Origin of the sequence: Streptomyces iranensis, from assembly GCF_017874715.1 — a bacterium.
Taxonomy (GTDB): domain Bacteria; phylum Actinomycetota; class Actinomycetes; order Streptomycetales; family Streptomycetaceae; genus Streptomyces; species Streptomyces iranensis.
The window spans coordinates 15,902-28,766 of record NZ_JAGGLR010000035.1; the positions used below are offsets into that span (position 1 = coordinate 15,902).

The 12,865-nt window shown below is 69.3% G+C and carries 16 protein-coding genes; 7 read left to right on the forward strand and 9 right to left on the reverse strand.

Annotated elements, in window-relative coordinates; genetic code table 11:
• Positions 1 to 7: 7 nt before the first annotated feature.
• A complete protein-coding gene (locus J2Z30_RS44555; RefSeq protein WP_044572046.1) occupies positions 8 to 1,006 on the forward strand; it encodes an inorganic phosphate transporter in 999 nt (332 codons plus the stop codon).
• A 224-nt stretch (positions 1,007 to 1,230) separates the two neighbouring features.
• On the opposite strand, the gene pstB is transcribed toward J2Z30_RS44555, so the two are convergent.
• The 4 genes from pstB to pstS form a co-directional block, all read right to left on the reverse strand.
• Positions 1,231 to 2,007 (reverse strand): phosphate ABC transporter ATP-binding protein PstB, encoded by a 777-nt coding sequence (gene pstB / locus J2Z30_RS44560; protein ID WP_044572044.1) that lies wholly within the window; start codon positions 2,005 to 2,007, stop codon positions 1,231 to 1,233.
• A gap of 26 nt (positions 2,008 to 2,033) precedes the next feature.
• Complete coding sequence (gene pstA / locus J2Z30_RS44565; protein ID WP_044572042.1) at positions 2,034 to 3,095, reverse strand: phosphate ABC transporter permease PstA; 1,062 nt, start codon at positions 3,093 to 3,095, stop codon at positions 2,034 to 2,036.
• Positions 3,092 to 4,081, reverse strand: coding sequence for a phosphate ABC transporter permease subunit PstC (gene pstC, locus J2Z30_RS44570; protein ID WP_044572040.1), 990 nt, complete (start codon positions 4,079 to 4,081; stop codon positions 3,092 to 3,094). The genes pstA and pstC overlap by 4 nt, the downstream gene beginning before the upstream one ends.
• Positions 4,082 to 4,196: 115 nt before the next feature.
• On the reverse strand, positions 4,197 to 5,318 hold the full coding sequence (pstS, locus tag J2Z30_RS44575; protein ID WP_044572038.1) for a phosphate ABC transporter substrate-binding protein PstS: 1,122 nt from the start codon (positions 5,316 to 5,318) through the stop codon (positions 4,197 to 4,199).
• Positions 5,319 to 5,762: 444 nt separating this feature from the next.
• On the opposite strand from pstS, the gene J2Z30_RS44580 reads away from it, so the two are divergent.
• The gene (locus J2Z30_RS44580; RefSeq protein WP_044572036.1) at positions 5,763 to 6,869 is read left to right on the forward strand and encodes a C40 family peptidase; all 1,107 of its coding nucleotides are present in this window, start codon (positions 5,763 to 5,765) and stop codon (positions 6,867 to 6,869) included.
• Between the two features lie 17 nt (positions 6,870 to 6,886).
• Here the strand turns inward: J2Z30_RS44580 and J2Z30_RS44585 are convergent, their stop codons facing one another.
• Complete coding sequence (locus J2Z30_RS44585) at positions 6,887 to 7,411, reverse strand: O-acetyl-ADP-ribose deacetylase (protein ID WP_044572034.1); 525 nt, start codon at positions 7,409 to 7,411, stop codon at positions 6,887 to 6,889.
• A gap of 233 nt (positions 7,412 to 7,644) precedes the next feature.
• Between J2Z30_RS44585 and J2Z30_RS44590 the strand changes: the two genes are divergently transcribed.
• Positions 7,645 to 8,871 (forward strand): PP2C family protein-serine/threonine phosphatase, encoded by a 1,227-nt coding sequence (locus J2Z30_RS44590; RefSeq protein ID WP_044572033.1) that lies wholly within the window; start codon positions 7,645 to 7,647, stop codon positions 8,869 to 8,871.
• A 35-nt stretch (positions 8,872 to 8,906) separates the two neighbouring features.
• On the opposite strand, the gene J2Z30_RS44595 is transcribed toward J2Z30_RS44590, so the two are convergent.
• The 4 genes from J2Z30_RS44595 to J2Z30_RS50425 all read right to left on the reverse strand — a co-directional run bounded on the left by J2Z30_RS44595 (position 8,907) and on the right by J2Z30_RS50425 (position 11,073).
• On the reverse strand, positions 8,907 to 9,251 hold the full coding sequence (locus tag J2Z30_RS44595) for a DUF2516 family protein (RefSeq protein WP_037955086.1): 345 nt from the start codon (positions 9,249 to 9,251) through the stop codon (positions 8,907 to 8,909).
• 120 nt (positions 9,252 to 9,371) lie between these two features.
• Positions 9,372 to 10,055, reverse strand: coding sequence for a hypothetical protein (locus J2Z30_RS44600; RefSeq protein WP_044572031.1), 684 nt, complete (start codon positions 10,053 to 10,055; stop codon positions 9,372 to 9,374).
• Between the two features lie 18 nt (positions 10,056 to 10,073).
• Positions 10,074 to 10,487: a helix-turn-helix domain-containing protein gene (locus tag J2Z30_RS44605; RefSeq protein WP_044572029.1), complete on the reverse strand. Its 414-nt coding sequence runs from the start codon at positions 10,485 to 10,487 to the stop codon at positions 10,074 to 10,076.
• 193 nt (positions 10,488 to 10,680) lie between these two features.
• Positions 10,681 to 11,073: a hypothetical protein gene (locus J2Z30_RS50425; protein WP_245389174.1), complete on the reverse strand. Its 393-nt coding sequence runs from the start codon at positions 11,071 to 11,073 to the stop codon at positions 10,681 to 10,683.
• Positions 11,074 to 11,352: 279 nt separating this feature from the next.
• Here J2Z30_RS50425 and J2Z30_RS50430 point away from each other — a divergent pair, with 279 nt between their 5' ends.
• The 4 genes from J2Z30_RS50430 to J2Z30_RS44620 are packed head-to-tail and all read left to right on the forward strand — an operon-like array spanning position 11,353 to position 12,759.
• A complete protein-coding gene (locus tag J2Z30_RS50430; RefSeq protein ID WP_245389175.1) occupies positions 11,353 to 11,640 on the forward strand; it encodes a hypothetical protein in 288 nt (95 codons plus the stop codon).
• 50 nt (positions 11,641 to 11,690) lie between these two features.
• Positions 11,691 to 12,026 carry a site-specific integrase gene (locus J2Z30_RS50435; RefSeq protein ID WP_245389176.1) on the forward strand — a complete coding sequence of 112 codons (336 nt, stop codon included), beginning with the start codon at positions 11,691 to 11,693 and terminating at the stop codon, positions 12,024 to 12,026.
• Positions 12,014 to 12,433: a tyrosine-type recombinase/integrase gene (locus J2Z30_RS50440; protein ID WP_245389177.1), complete on the forward strand. Its 420-nt coding sequence runs from the start codon at positions 12,014 to 12,016 to the stop codon at positions 12,431 to 12,433. The genes J2Z30_RS50435 and J2Z30_RS50440 overlap by 13 nt, the downstream gene beginning before the upstream one ends.
• Positions 12,430 to 12,759 carry a helix-turn-helix domain-containing protein gene (locus tag J2Z30_RS44620; RefSeq protein WP_044572027.1) on the forward strand — a complete coding sequence of 110 codons (330 nt, stop codon included), beginning with the start codon at positions 12,430 to 12,432 and terminating at the stop codon, positions 12,757 to 12,759. Before J2Z30_RS50440 ends, J2Z30_RS44620 begins: the two co-directional genes overlap by 4 nt.
• Positions 12,760 to 12,865 lie beyond the last annotated feature (106 nt).

A 12,865-nucleotide genomic window follows, 5' to 3' on the forward strand; every position in this document is an offset into this window, starting at 1 on the left:
CTCGGGCATGGACACCTTCGCGCTTGTCGTGACCATCGCGGTCGCGCTGTTCTTCACCTATACCAACGGCTTCCACGACTCGGCCAACGCCATCGCGACCTCGGTCTCCACCCGGGCGCTTACCCCACGGGCGGCGCTCGCGATGGCCGCCGTGATGAACCTCGCGGGTGCCTTCCTGGGCAGCGGCGTCGCCAAGACCGTCAGCGAGGGCCTGATCGCCACCCCCACCGGCGACCAAGGCATGATGATCTTGTTCGCCGGACTGGTCGGCGCGATCACCTGGAACATGGTGACCTGGTACTACGGTCTGCCGTCCTCCTCCTCGCACGCGCTGTTCGGCGGGCTGGTCGGCGCGGCGCTCGCCGGGGCGAGCACGGTCCACTGGGACGGAGTGCTGGAGAAGATCGTCATCCCGATGGTCCTCTCGCCCATCGTCGGCCTGGTGCTCGGCTACTTCGTGATGGTGGTCATCCTCTGGATCTTCCGTAACGCGAACCCGCACAAGGCCAAGCGCGGCTTTCGGATAGCCCAGACCGTCTCGGCGGCGGGCATGGCGCTCGGCCATGGCCTCCAGGACGCCCAGAAGACGATGGGTGTCGTGGTGATGGCCCTGGTCATCGGGGGTGTCGAGGACCAAGGCGACGCGATTCCGGTGTGGGTGAAGATCTCCTGCGCCGCGATGCTGTCGCTCGGCACCTACGCGGGCGGCTGGCGCATCATGCGCACGCTGGGACGGCGGATCATCGAGCTGGACCCGCCGCAGGGCTTCGCGGCGGAGACCACGGCGGCAGGCGTCATGTACACGGCGTCGTTCATGTTCCAGGCGCCCATCTCGACCACCCATGTCATCACCTCGGCGATCATGGGCGTGGGGGCGACCAAGCGGGTGAGCGCGGTCCGCTGGGGGGTCGCGAAGAACATCGTCCTCGGCTGGTTCATCACCATGCCCGCGGCGGCCGGAGTCGCCGCGCTCAGCTACTGGATCGTCAACCTGGCCTTCGGCTGACCGCCGCACAAACTGACCGCACGCACGAGCTGACCGCCGCTGGCTGCCGCGCAAGCTGACTGCCGGCGCAAGCTGACCGCCGCACAACAAGGCTGGGCCCATGAGCGGGCCAATGAGAGCGGGCCCGCCCCCGGGAGCCAGGGGCGGGCCCTTCGTCTTGCGGTGGCACCGCCATGCAGCACCGCAGGACGTTCTGTCCTCGCCGGTCGTGCGAGGGGCCTGGGTCAGCCGAAGCGGCCGGAGATGTAGTCCTCGGTCGCCTGCACCGACGGGTTGGAGAAGATCCGCTCGGTCTCGTCGATCTCGATGAGCTTGCCCGGCTGGCCGACACCGGCCAGGTTGAAGAAGGCCGTACGGTCCGAGACGCGCGCCGCCTGCTGCATGTTGTGCGTCACGATGACGATCGTGAAGCGCTCCTTGAGCTCACCGATCAGGTCCTCGATGGCGAGCGTGGAGATCGGGTCGAGCGCCGAGCAGGGCTCGTCCATCAGCAGCACATCGGGCTCGACCGCGATGGCGCGGGCGATGCACAGCCGCTGCTGCTGACCGCCGGAGAGCCCGGCGCCCGGCTTGTTGAGCCGGTCCTTGACCTCGTTCCACAGGTTGGCGCCCTTGAGGGACTTCTCGACGACGTGTCCGAGCTCGCTCTTCTTGTACGAGCCGTTGAGCTTCAGCCCGGCGGCCACGTTCTCGAAGATGGACATCGTCGGGAACGGGTTGGGGCGCTGGAAGACCATGCCCACCGTGCGCCGCACGGAGACCGGGTCCACGCCCGAGCCGTAGAGGTTCTCGTCGTCGAGCATCACCTTGCCCTCGACCCGGCCGCCGACGGTGACCTCGTGCATCCGGTTGAGGGTGCGCAGGAAGGTGGACTTGCCGCAGCCCGACGGGCCGATGAAGGCGGTCACCGAGCGGGGCTCGACGGTCATCGAGATGTCCTCGATGGCTTTGTGGGTGCCGTAGTAGGCGGTGAGCCCGCTGATGTCGATGCGCTTGGCCATGTGAATCACTTCTCTTCTTCTTGGCCTCAGCGGCCGGACTTCGGGGCCTTCCAGCGGGCGATGCCGCGGGCCACCAGGTTCAGGATCATGACGAAGGCGATGAGCACGAGCGCCGCTGCCCAGGCCCGGTTGAAGGAGGCCTCGTTGCCGAGCTGCCACTGCTCGTAGATGTAGTAGGGCAGCGACGACTGGGCGCCTTCGAACGGGTTGTTGTTGATCCCCGTGGCACCGAAGACCAGCAGCACGATGGGCGCGGACTCACCGGCGATACGGGCGACCGCGAGCATCACACCCGTGGTGATCCCGCCGATCGCGGTGGGCAGCACCACCTTGAGGATGGTGCGCCACTTGGGCACGCCGAGCGCGAGGGACGCCTCACGCAGCTCGTCCGGGACCAGCTTGAGCATTTCCTCGGTCGAGCGGACGACGATCGGCATCATCAGGATGGCCAGCGCCATGGCACCGGCGAAGCCCGAGTAGCTGAAGCCGAGAATGATGATCCAGAAGCTGAGGATGAACAGACCGGCGACGATCGAGGGGATGCCGGTCATCACGTCGACGAAGAAGGTGACGGCCTTGGCGAGCCGGCCGCGCCCGTACTCCACCAGGTAGATGGCGGTCAGCAGCCCGATCGGCACGGCGATGAGCGCGGCGAGGCCGACCTGCTCCAGGGTGCCGATGATCGCGTGGTACGCGCCACCGCCGGGCAGGATCGTCTGCACACCCTCCATGGAGTGGGCCAGGAAGTAGCCGTCGAGCACCGTCCGGCCCCGGTCGATGGTCTCCCAGATCAGGGAGAGCAGCGGGACGACGGCGAGCAGGAAGCAGACCCACACCAGGCTGGTGGCCAGCCGGTTCTTGGCCTGCCGACCGCCCTCGACCACGGCGCCGAGGGCGTACGAGGCGACGATGAAGACCAGGGCGGCGAGCAGGCCCATCTGGAACGGGTTGCCCATTCCGAGGGCGGTGCCGATGCCCGCTCCCAGGGCCAGCGAGACCACGACCAGGGCGTACGGGGCCCATCCGGGCAGCCGGGCCTGCTGGAGGCTCGAACCGTGGCGCGCGTTCTTGTCAACGACAGTGCTCATGCGGCGGTCCCCGAGTACTCCTTGCGGCGGGCGATGATCATTCGCGCGGCGCCGTTCACCAGCAGGGTGATGACGAACAGCACCAGACCGGAGGCGATCAGCGCGTCGCGGCCGTCGTTGCCGGCTTCCTTGAAGCGGCTGGCGATGTTCTGGGCGAAGGTGCCGCCGCCCGGGTCCAGCAGGCTGGTCTCGATCAGGAAGTTGGGGGACAGCACGGTGGCGACCGCCATGGTCTCGCCCAGCGCACGGCCCAGGCCCAGCATCGAGGCGCTGATGATGCCGGAGCGGCCGAACGGGAGGACGGCCATCCGGATGACCTCCCAGCGGGTGGCGCCGAGCGCCAGCGCCGCCTCCTCGTGCATCTTCGGGACCTGCCGGAAGACCTCGCGGCTCACGCTGGTGACGATCGGCAGAATCATGATCGCCAGCAGGATGCCGACGGTGAACAGGGAGCGCGCGGCGCCGCCCTGGTAGCTGAGGATCCCGGTCCAGCCCAGGTAGTCGTCGAACCAGGTGTACAGGCCGGTCAGATGCGGCACGAGGAAGAGCGCGCCCCACAGGCCGTAGACGATGCTGGGGACCGCGGCGAGCAGGTCGATCACGTACGCGACCGTGGTGGCCAGCCGGCGCGGCGCGTAGTGCGAGATGAACAGCGCGATGCCCACCGCGATCGGGACCGCGATGAGCATGGCGATGATCGAGCTGACGACCGTGCCGTAGGCGAGGACGGCGATGCCGAACCGCATCGGCGAGGAGCTGGTGTTCCACTCGAAGGCGGTGAGGAAGTTGGCCTCGTCCTTGGAGATCGCGATGGCGGCGCGGTAGGTGAGGAAGGCCGCGATGGCCGCCATGATCACCAGCAGAGCGATACCGGAACCCCGGGACAGGCCGAGGAAGATCTTGTCACCGGCGCGGCCGGTGGAGCGGGTCCTGACCTTCGGTGGTGACCCTGCGGCTGATGATGTGGGTGCTATATCCGTTTTCATGGGTTCTCCGGTCTGCGGAGCCTGCTGCGGAGGAGGCTCCTGGCGCGGCGGTGCACCGGACGATGCGGCTGACTCCGACGTGGCGATCGCTACGACGGAGTCAGCCGCACTCGGGTCAGGAGAGGCTCTTGACGCTCTCGCGGACCTTGTTGGCGATCTCGGCCGGCAGCGGGGCGTAGCCCAGCTCCTTCAGCGAGGTCTGGCCGTCCTCGCTGGCGACGTAGGTCAGGAAGGACTTGGTCGCGGCGAGGGTGCTCGCCTTGTTGCCCTTGTCACAGGCGATCTCGTAGGTGACCAGAGTGATCGGGTAGGCGCCGTCGGCCTTGGTGTCGTAGGCCAGATCCAGGGCCAGGTCGCTGCCGGTGCCCTTGACCTTGGCCTCGGAGATGGCCTTGGAGGCGTTCTCGACGGTGGCCTGGACCGGGGCGGAGGCGCCGGTGTTCAGGTCGACGGTCTTGATGCTGTTCGCGGTCGCATAGGAGAGCTCGAAGTACGATATCGAGCCCGAGACCTGCTTGACCTGCGAGGAGACCCCGGAGGAGCCGTCGGCCGACTGGCCGCCCTCGCCCTCCCACGCCTTGCCCGGCTCGTGCGGCCACGCCTTGGGCGCGGCGGCCTTGAGGTACTTGGTGAAGTTGTCCGTGGTGCCCGACTCGTCGGAGCGGTGGAACGCCTGGATCTTGAGGCTCGGAAGCTTCGCGTCCTTGTTCAGCGCCTTGATCGCGGGGTCGTCCCACTTCTTGATCTCGGAGTTGAAGATCTTGCCGAGGACCTCGGCGTTCAGCGTCAGCTTGTCCACGCCGGGCACGTTGAAGCCGACGGCGATCGGGCCGCCGACCATCGGCAGGTCAATGGCCTTGCCGCCCTTGCAGACCTTCTCCGAGGACTTGACCTCTTCGGGCTTCAGTGCCGAGTCGGAGCCCGCGAAGGCGGTCTTGCCCTGCAGGAACTCCTGGATGCCCGCGCCCGAGCCGGTGGCCTTGTAGTTGAGCTTGGTGTCCTTGCAGGCCTCGCCGTAGGTCTTGATCCACAGGTCCATGGCGTTCTTCTGCGCGGACGAGCCGGAGGCCAGCAGCTGCCCCTTGCCGTCGCACTTGATGTTGGAGGCGGCCTTGGAGTCGCCACCGCCACCACCGCTGTTGTCGTCGGAGCCGCACGCCGTGAGGACAAGGGCGCCGGAGACGGCGAGGGCACCGGCGGCGATGGCGCGAAGCCGGTTCTTGCGCTGAAGCTTCACTTTCGGGGGTTCCTTCCAGAAGCCGCCGGTTGGGGGACGGCGCGCGAGATGGGTGGAGCGCACTTGTTGCGGCGTGCGCCGGAGCCGTTCTCGGCTCACGCTCAGTAGGGCCGAAATTAGGCAGATCAGGTGAAGCGGCCTGAGGGGGTGAGTTAACGGACGGTGAACCTCGGCCGTCAGTGTGGTGGCCATGTCACGGCCAGGTCACGGCTGGATCGCGGCGTGGGCGACCTCCTCGCGGAGGCCGCCCGGGGCCCGTCGGACACCTGTGCGGCACCCGTCCGGTGAACCGGTTCGGGGTGGCTGCCGGCGTAACCGCCGCGTGTCTCTGTCGGATTGCGGTGCGGCATGTCACTATCCGTCCCTACGTGCCGGTACGTCAGGTCTGGCGCGCGAGAGGGACAGGAGCGCCCACGGCCGGAGCGGAACGAGAGGAGACCGCGGGTGAGGCGGGACGGGAGAGGAAGGGGTGTGAGCGTCGCCGCGGCCACCGCGCTCGTCTGCGCGCTGGGACTGTCGGCCATGCCGGAGACGGCGTACGCCGCACCCGGCGAACCGGGGCCGACGCCAGGTGGCGGGACCGGTGGTGGGACCGGTGGTGGCGGGACCGGGGACCGGAGCCTGGAGGCGGTCCGTAAGGAGGTCGAGGGGCTCTACCGCAAGGCGGAGTCCGCCACCGACGCGTACAACCTGGCGCGGGAGAAACAGGCCCGGCAGGAGAAGTCCATCCTGAGGATCGCCCGAGCCGTGGTGAAGGCCCAGAAGGAGATGGCCGGACTGCGCAAGCGGGCCGGGGCGATGGCGCGGGCCCAGTACCGCGGCGGCGGGATGCCGGCGGAGGCGCGGCTGTTCCTCAACGGCGACCCGGGTGACTTCCTCGACGGCGTCACGCTCGCGCGCAAGGGTGAGAAGGCGACCCACGGTCTGATCGGCCGTCTGGCGCGCACCCAGGTGGCGCTGGACCGCTACGCCGAGTCGGCCTCCCAGGAGTGGGAGCGGCTGGACCGGAGCCGGGCGAAGAAGGCGGCCGCGAAGAAGGAGATCCTGCGCAAGCTGGGCCGGGCGCAGCGGCTGGAGTCCCGGCTGGCGAAGGACGAGCGGGAGCGGCTGCGCCGGCTGGAGGAGGACAAGGCCCGTGGCGCACAGGCGAAATGGCTGGACACCGGGATACTGCGGGAGCTCGGCGACGGTGCCACCGCGAGGGGCGGCCGCGCGGTCGGCTTCGCGAAGGACCAGCTCGGCAAGGACTATGTGTGGGGCGCGGTGGGCCCGAACACCTATGACTGTTCGGGGCTGACCCAGCGGGCGTGGGCGGCGGCCGGCCGGGCGATCCCGCGGACCTCGCAGGAGCAGTGGCGGCTGCTGCCGAAGGTGAGCGTGAAGGACATGCGCCCGGGTGATCTGATCATCTACTTCCGGGACGCGAGCCATGTGGGGATGTACGTGGGCAGCGGCGCGATGATCCACGCCCCGCGCCCCGGCCGCCAGGTGACGGTCGCGGGCGCGGGCTCGATGCCGATCCTGGGCGTGGTGCGGCCGGACGCGAGGTAGCGCCGGCCGCCCAGGGCTCAGGCCGGCGGAAGCTCGTTCAGGGCCGTCTCGAAGGCGTCGTACGCGCGCTGGTCGAAGAGGACGAAACGGACCTCGGTGACCGAAGTGTCCGTATCGCGCGCGGTGGTGAGCGCGATCCGGGCGGCGTCGTCGAGGGGCCAGCGGTAGACGCCGGTGGAGACGGCCGGGAAGGCGACCGTACGGGCGCCCAGTTCATCGGCGACCCGCAGTGACGCGCGGTAGCAGGAGGCGAGGGTGGCCGAGCGGTCCTCGGTCGCGGAGAAGACCGGTCCGACCGTATGGATCACCCAGCGGGCGGGCAGCCGGCCGGCCGTAGTGGCGACCGCCTGACCGGCCGGAAGTCCCTTGCCGTAGCGAGATCCGCGCAGATCGCGGCATTCATCCAGAATGTCGGGTCCGCCCCGTCGATGGATGGCTCCGTCGACGCCACCCCCTCCCAGCAGGGAGGAGTTGGCCGCGTTCACGACCGCGTCGACGCTCTGCTCGGTGATGTCGCCCAGCACCAGCGTGATGTTCGTCATCCCGGGATTGTCTCCCGGGTAATCAAGTGCCGCATGGCGTGGGGCATATGACAAAAGTCGATGCCTGGAGGTCATTCCGTGAAACGGCCGCCTAGCGCTAAGGTCGCCTGGCAGTATCCGGTACCCGCGCCCTGACATTGCTGAAACCGACCAGTCGGTGTGCGTACCGGGATCCCATGTGCGCTCCGCCGTTCGGCGGGGCGCGCCCTCGGGGGGAGGGAAGGAATCGAGCGATGTCCGTACCCGTGCCGAGGCAACGGGAGGCACCGGCCCAGTCAGCCGGTCCCGCCACCCTGCCCGACAACGGGCTCACCCTGCTGGTGATCGAGGACGATCCGTCCGGTGCCTTCAACGTTCCCGAGATGCTGGACACCGAGGGTAACCGGGTCCGTATCCGTACGGCCCGCAACCTCACCGAGGCCACCCGGCTGCTCACCGACGGGGTGCAGTGCATCCTCCTGGCCCTGCCGGGCCCGTGCCACGACGGCGCGGACTCGCTGGCCACGCTGCGCGAGGTGCTGAAGCTCGCGCCCTCGCACGCCGTCCTCGTGCTCACCGCGGAGGACGACGCCGAGCGCGCCGCCGAGGCGGTGCGGGTGGGCGCCCAGGACTTCCTCTTCCGCGGCGAGCTGGACGGTCGGATCCTCAGCCGCGCCATCCGCTACGCCGTCGAGCGCAAACGCTCCGACCTCGCCCAGCGCCAGCTCACCGAGTCACGGCTGCGCGCCCAGGAGAACGCCCGGCTGGAGCGCGGCCTGCTGCCCACCCCGCTGCTGGACGGCTCGGGGCTGCGGTTCGCCGCCCGCTACCGGCCCGGCCGCAGCCGCGCCCTGCTCGGCGGCGACTTCTACGACACCGTCCGCACCCCGGACGGCACGGTCCACGCGATGATCGGCGACGTGTCCGGCCACGGCCCGGACGAGGCCGCCCTCGGCGTGGAGCTGCGGATCGCCTGGCGCGCCCTGACCTTCGCCGGGCTCTGTGGCGATCAGCTGCTCGGCACCCTTCAGCAGGTGCTGGAGAACGAACGCGCCGACGATGAGATCTTCGCCACACTGTGCACCATCGATATCTCCCCGGACGGCCGCCGGGCCGGAGTCTGCCTGGCCGGGCACCCCTCACCGCTGGCGATCCGCCCCAGCATGGCGCCCCGGCTGCTGCCCACCGACGAGAACGGCCCGGCGCTGGGGCTCGTGCCGAACGCCCGCTGGCCGCGCCACGAGGTCGAGCTCGGCGGGGCGTGGAGCCTGATGATGTACACCGACGGGCTGATCGAGGGCCGCGTCGGGCAGGGGGTGCAGCGGCTCGGCCAGGAGGGGATGGTCGAGATCGTGGCGCGCCAGGTCGCGGAGGGACGGCGTGGTGAGGAGCTGCTGGACGCGACCGTCACCGAGGTGCGGTCGCTGAACGGCGGGGAGCTGACCGACGATCTGGCGGTGCTGCTGCTGGACCGCGGCTGACCGGCCGCGGCCCGTTATCGGGTCGCTCGTGCCCGCTATCGGCCGTTGAAGGGGCCGTAAGGGCCGTCGGAGCTGGAGCCGCGGCCGCGCGGCCAGCGGCGGCCACCACCGGAGACCTGCCGCAGCGCGGGCCGGACGTCGACGATGTACACGATCGTCGCGATCAGCCCGATGATCGGCAGGAAGTCCAGGATCCCCATGAAGAAGTTCACCGCGGCCGCGAGACCGAGGATGATCAACCAGAATGCCTTGGTCTGCTTGTCCGCCGCTCGATACGCGTCCTCCCGGCGGATCGCCGAGTCGACGAAGGCGAAGAGGCTGAAGAGGAGCAGGGCCCAGGAGACCCAGTACATCAGCTTGCCGAAGCCTTCAACCAGCACGCCGTCCACCGCCTAGAAGATATGTATGGGAAGCGTCTCTGCGGGCCACCGTACCCGCCCACCGGGCCGGGCACGCAGGGTATACCCGGCGTACCCGGCCCGGTCGTGGACGTGCGCGCGTCAGCCGGCCGACTTCGGCTCCGGCTTCTTGGCGGCGGTGGCGGGCTTGTTTCCGCGGGCCGGGGCCTTCTTGGCCTGGGAGGCCGGCGAGGCCGCGGACGGCTGAGCGCCCGAGTGGCCGGAGCCGCTCGACGCGGCCGGGGTGGCCGGCTTGGCCGGGGACTTCGGCGCCTCCTTGGACGAGTCCATGGCGACCGACTGCGCCGGCGCCTTGGACTGGGCCGCGTGGCCGTCCCGCTCCCCCTTGGGCTCGATCGCGTCGGCGATGTCGACGACCTCGTCGGCCGCCTCGCCACGCCAGGTCCGTACGACCTCCTGGCCGTGCTCGGCCACCTCGTCGTACCGCTCCCGCGCCTTCACGGCGAGCTCGGCGGCCCGGCCCACACCCTGCAGGGCGAGGTCCTGCGCCGTGTCGCGCAGCCGCTTGATGTCGGTGTCGAGCGTCCCCAGCATCTCGGTGAGCTTGTCCTGGGCGCCCTTGGCCTGCTCGGAGACCCGCTCCTGCACGACCTTGGGGTCGGTGTTGCGCACCGCGTTCAGGCGCTCCGGGGCCTCCGCGACGATCTTCTCGACGAGCGACGGCACCTCCTTGAGCTTCTGGGCGGCGATGTCGGCCGTGCCCGCCATGAAGTACAGCGGGGTCGGGTCGGTGAGGGTCTTGCGTACGTCGTCGGTGATGGCCATGGTGATGGTCCTCCCGGATCAGTTCGAGGGTGCGGCGACGTCGGCGCCGGTGTCGGGGGTGTCGGAGGCGTCGTCCGAGGCGGTCTGGAGCCCGTTCTCCTTGCGGAAGGACTCGTAGATCTGCAGCAGGACCTGCTTCTGCCGCTCGTTGATCGAGGGGTCGGCGAGTATCACGCTGCGCACCTCGGTCTCTTCGCGGTCCCGCTCGTCGAGGATCCCCGCCTGTACGTACAGGGTCTCGGCGGATATCCGCAGCGCCTTCGCCAGCTGCTGCAGGATCTCGGCGCTCGGCTTGCGCAGCCCGCGCTCGATCTGGCTGAGGTACGGATTGGACACCCCGGCCGCATCGGCCAGCTGCCGCAGCGACAGCTGCGCACTGCGCCGCTGCTCGCGCAGGAACCCGCCGAGGTTGCCGACGTTGAGTGATGCCATGCCTCGATGCTGCAACAGGTGTGCTAACTATTGCAAGCATTTGCTTGCAATAGTGGCGCGCGTCATGCGGGGCCCGGCGTGTGACTTCACGCGGTAGATGTCACCTTCCAGCGATTCTTGTCACCAGCGGTCCCTACGCGGCATGTGGCGGGTAGCCGAAATCAGGAGTCGCCGTCCTCGGGCGCGCTCAGGGTCAGGGTCTCGCCGAGGGCGATGTAGGTCTGCAGGTCTGCAGGAAGATGAAACGGGCCTCGTCGATGGTGACCTCGGCGTGAGTGCCTGCGGAGCACCGGGCGTAGAGATCGGACAGGGTCCGACGTAGCCGGTCCCTGCGACTCTTGGACGCCACGCAGGCGTGGGTGTGGGCCTGGAGCCGGTTCAGCACCTGCTGCGGTCCGACCTTCAGGCCGACCTCGTCCCCGATCTTGTACAGCTCGTCCCGGGCCGGGAACACGTAGTCCGCAGAGGAGTCGATCAACCGGCGGCAGGTGGTGAGGGCCTGGCTGACAGACTCGGGGTCGCCGTCCCGAAGGCGGTCAGAGATGCGCTCGATCTTTTCGAGCGCAGTCCCGCTCGCCGCCGCCAACGACCCGTCGACCTTCTCCTGGGTGTCCGCGAACAGACTCGCCTGGAGCTCGCTGAACCAGGAGTTCGTGGTAGATCTCGGTAACCATGTCGTAGACGGTCGAGACGACGTGCCCAGAGGTCCCAGTCCATGTGCCGAGGTTGGCTGAGGATCGGAGGATCCGCTCGTCATGGCGACTCGCCGCTACCAGGGCCGTGTCGCCCGAATGGTTGCCCCCACCGCGCATGGCTTCGATGGCCTGCTGACCGGACTCGATGGCCGAAGGCGAGGAGGCTCGGGTTGGCGGCGCTGGCGGTCGTGCGGGACCTGCGTGAGCACTGGGCGCCCGCGTCGGCGGAGGAGCTGGAGCGCTTCGAGACCGACGTGCTGTCCGGGTTCGTCCTCGCGCGGGCCTCGGCGGGCCTGGCGAACGGCACGATCCGCGGGAACGTCGGGCACCTGGAGCAGATCAGGACCTGGTTCGGCCGACCGTTGTGGGACATGGAGCCAGCTGACGCCGACGCGTACTTCGGAAAGACGCTGCGGAACTCTCCCAGCGGTACCCGGCTGGCCGGTCGAAGGCCCTGACGACGTACTTCCTGATTCTGGAGCTGCGGCACAAGGTCGAGCGTCACCGGATGACCGGCCGGGTGGTCGAGTGCCCGATCGACGAGATGAACCGGCCGCGCGGGGCCGAGGACGCCCAGCTGCGGATTCCCCCGACCGGGCCGGAGGTCGGGACGCTGTTCAAAGGCTGGGGCGGCGGGCTGGCCACCTGCCGCAAGTTCGCCCCGACCGCCCGGAACTACACCGCCTCCAAGCTGATGTCCCAGGTCGGCCTGCGGGTCAGTGAGGCGTGCAAGCTCGACCTGACAGACATCAAGTGGGACACCTGGGGCGCTTCGGCAAGCTCCACGTCCGCCACGGCAAGGGCGCCCGCGGCTCGGGCCCGCGTGAGCCGATGGTTCCGCTGATCAACGGTGCCGACCGGACGCTGCGGTGGTTCACCGAGGACGTGTGGGGCCAGTTCGACGATGACCACAGCCGCCCGGTTGCCCCGCTGTTTCCCTCCGAGCGCAAGAACGCCGACGGCTCCTCGCGCCAGGTGGGCGACGACGCCCTGCGGGGCGGGCTCAAGGACGCGGCTAAGGCACATCTGCCGGGGTGGGGCGAGAAGCTGACGCCGCATGTCCTGCGGCACTTCTGCGCGTCCCAACTCTATGAGACCGGGCTGGACTTGCTCGCAATTCAGGAGGTCTTGGGGCATTCCTGGATCGCCGCGACGATGCGGTACGTCCACGTCCAGCAGACCCGGGTCGAGGACGCCTGGGCCGCCGGGACCGAGCGGGCCGCGATGCGGCTGGAAGGGCTGATCCGATGAAGTGGAACCTGCGGCTGACGGCCGCGAACAAGGGTGTCTGGAAGGCGTCCGAACTCCAGCGGAGCCTGGCCGAGCACGGGTTGGTGATCTCAGCGGGGAAAATGTCCGGGCTGTGGTCCGGCCAGCCGGTCTCGCTCAAGCTGGAGGACCTGGACGTCATCTGCGTGGTCCTTGACTGCGAGATCGGTGACCTGTTGATCCCCGAGCCGGAGAAGGTCCACCGCCCGGGGCAGGCGGAGGCGACGGAACGGGCCGCTGTCGGCGCGGGGACCGCCGCACCGAAGGTGGTTCCCAAGCGCCGGGACGGCCGGTCGCTGCCGCCGTAGTGAGCCGGTGGCACGGTTCCCGAAGGGCTACGTCAAGCCCACCGACTCTTGTGGCAGCTGCCTGGCCTGGGGAAGCTTCAGCGGCCGCCTCTGCCTCACCTGCTAC

Bases quoted from the DNA above. Each gene is read 5' to 3' on its own strand.
- J2Z30_RS44555 (WP_044572046.1), top strand. From the start codon at position 8: ATGGACACCTTCGCGCTTGTCGTGACCATCGCGGTCGCGCTGTTCTTC.
- pstB (WP_044572044.1), bottom strand. From the start codon at position 2,007: ATGGCCAAGCGCATCGACATCAGCGGGCTCACCGCCTACTACGGCACC.
- pstA (WP_044572042.1), bottom strand. From the start codon at position 3,095: ATGAGCACTGTCGTTGACAAGAACGCGCGCCACGGTTCGAGCCTCCAG.
- pstC (WP_044572040.1), bottom strand. From the start codon at position 4,081: ATGAAAACGGATATAGCACCCACATCATCAGCCGCAGGGTCACCACCG.
- J2Z30_RS44585 (WP_044572034.1), bottom strand. From the start codon at position 7,411: ATGACGAACATCACGCTGGTGCTGGGCGACATCACCGAGCAGAGCGTC.
- J2Z30_RS44590 (WP_044572033.1), top strand. From the start codon at position 7,645: ATGTCCGTACCCGTGCCGAGGCAACGGGAGGCACCGGCCCAGTCAGCC.
- J2Z30_RS44600 (WP_044572031.1), bottom strand. From the start codon at position 10,055: ATGGCCATCACCGACGACGTACGCAAGACCCTCACCGACCCGACCCCG.
- J2Z30_RS44605 (WP_044572029.1), bottom strand. From the start codon at position 10,487: ATGGCATCACTCAACGTCGGCAACCTCGGCGGGTTCCTGCGCGAGCAG.
- J2Z30_RS50435 (WP_245389176.1), top strand. From the start codon at position 11,691: ATGACCGGCCGGGTGGTCGAGTGCCCGATCGACGAGATGAACCGGCCG.
- J2Z30_RS50440 (WP_245389177.1), top strand. From the start codon at position 12,014: ATGGTTCCGCTGATCAACGGTGCCGACCGGACGCTGCGGTGGTTCACC.
- J2Z30_RS44620 (WP_044572027.1), top strand. From the start codon at position 12,430: ATGAAGTGGAACCTGCGGCTGACGGCCGCGAACAAGGGTGTCTGGAAG.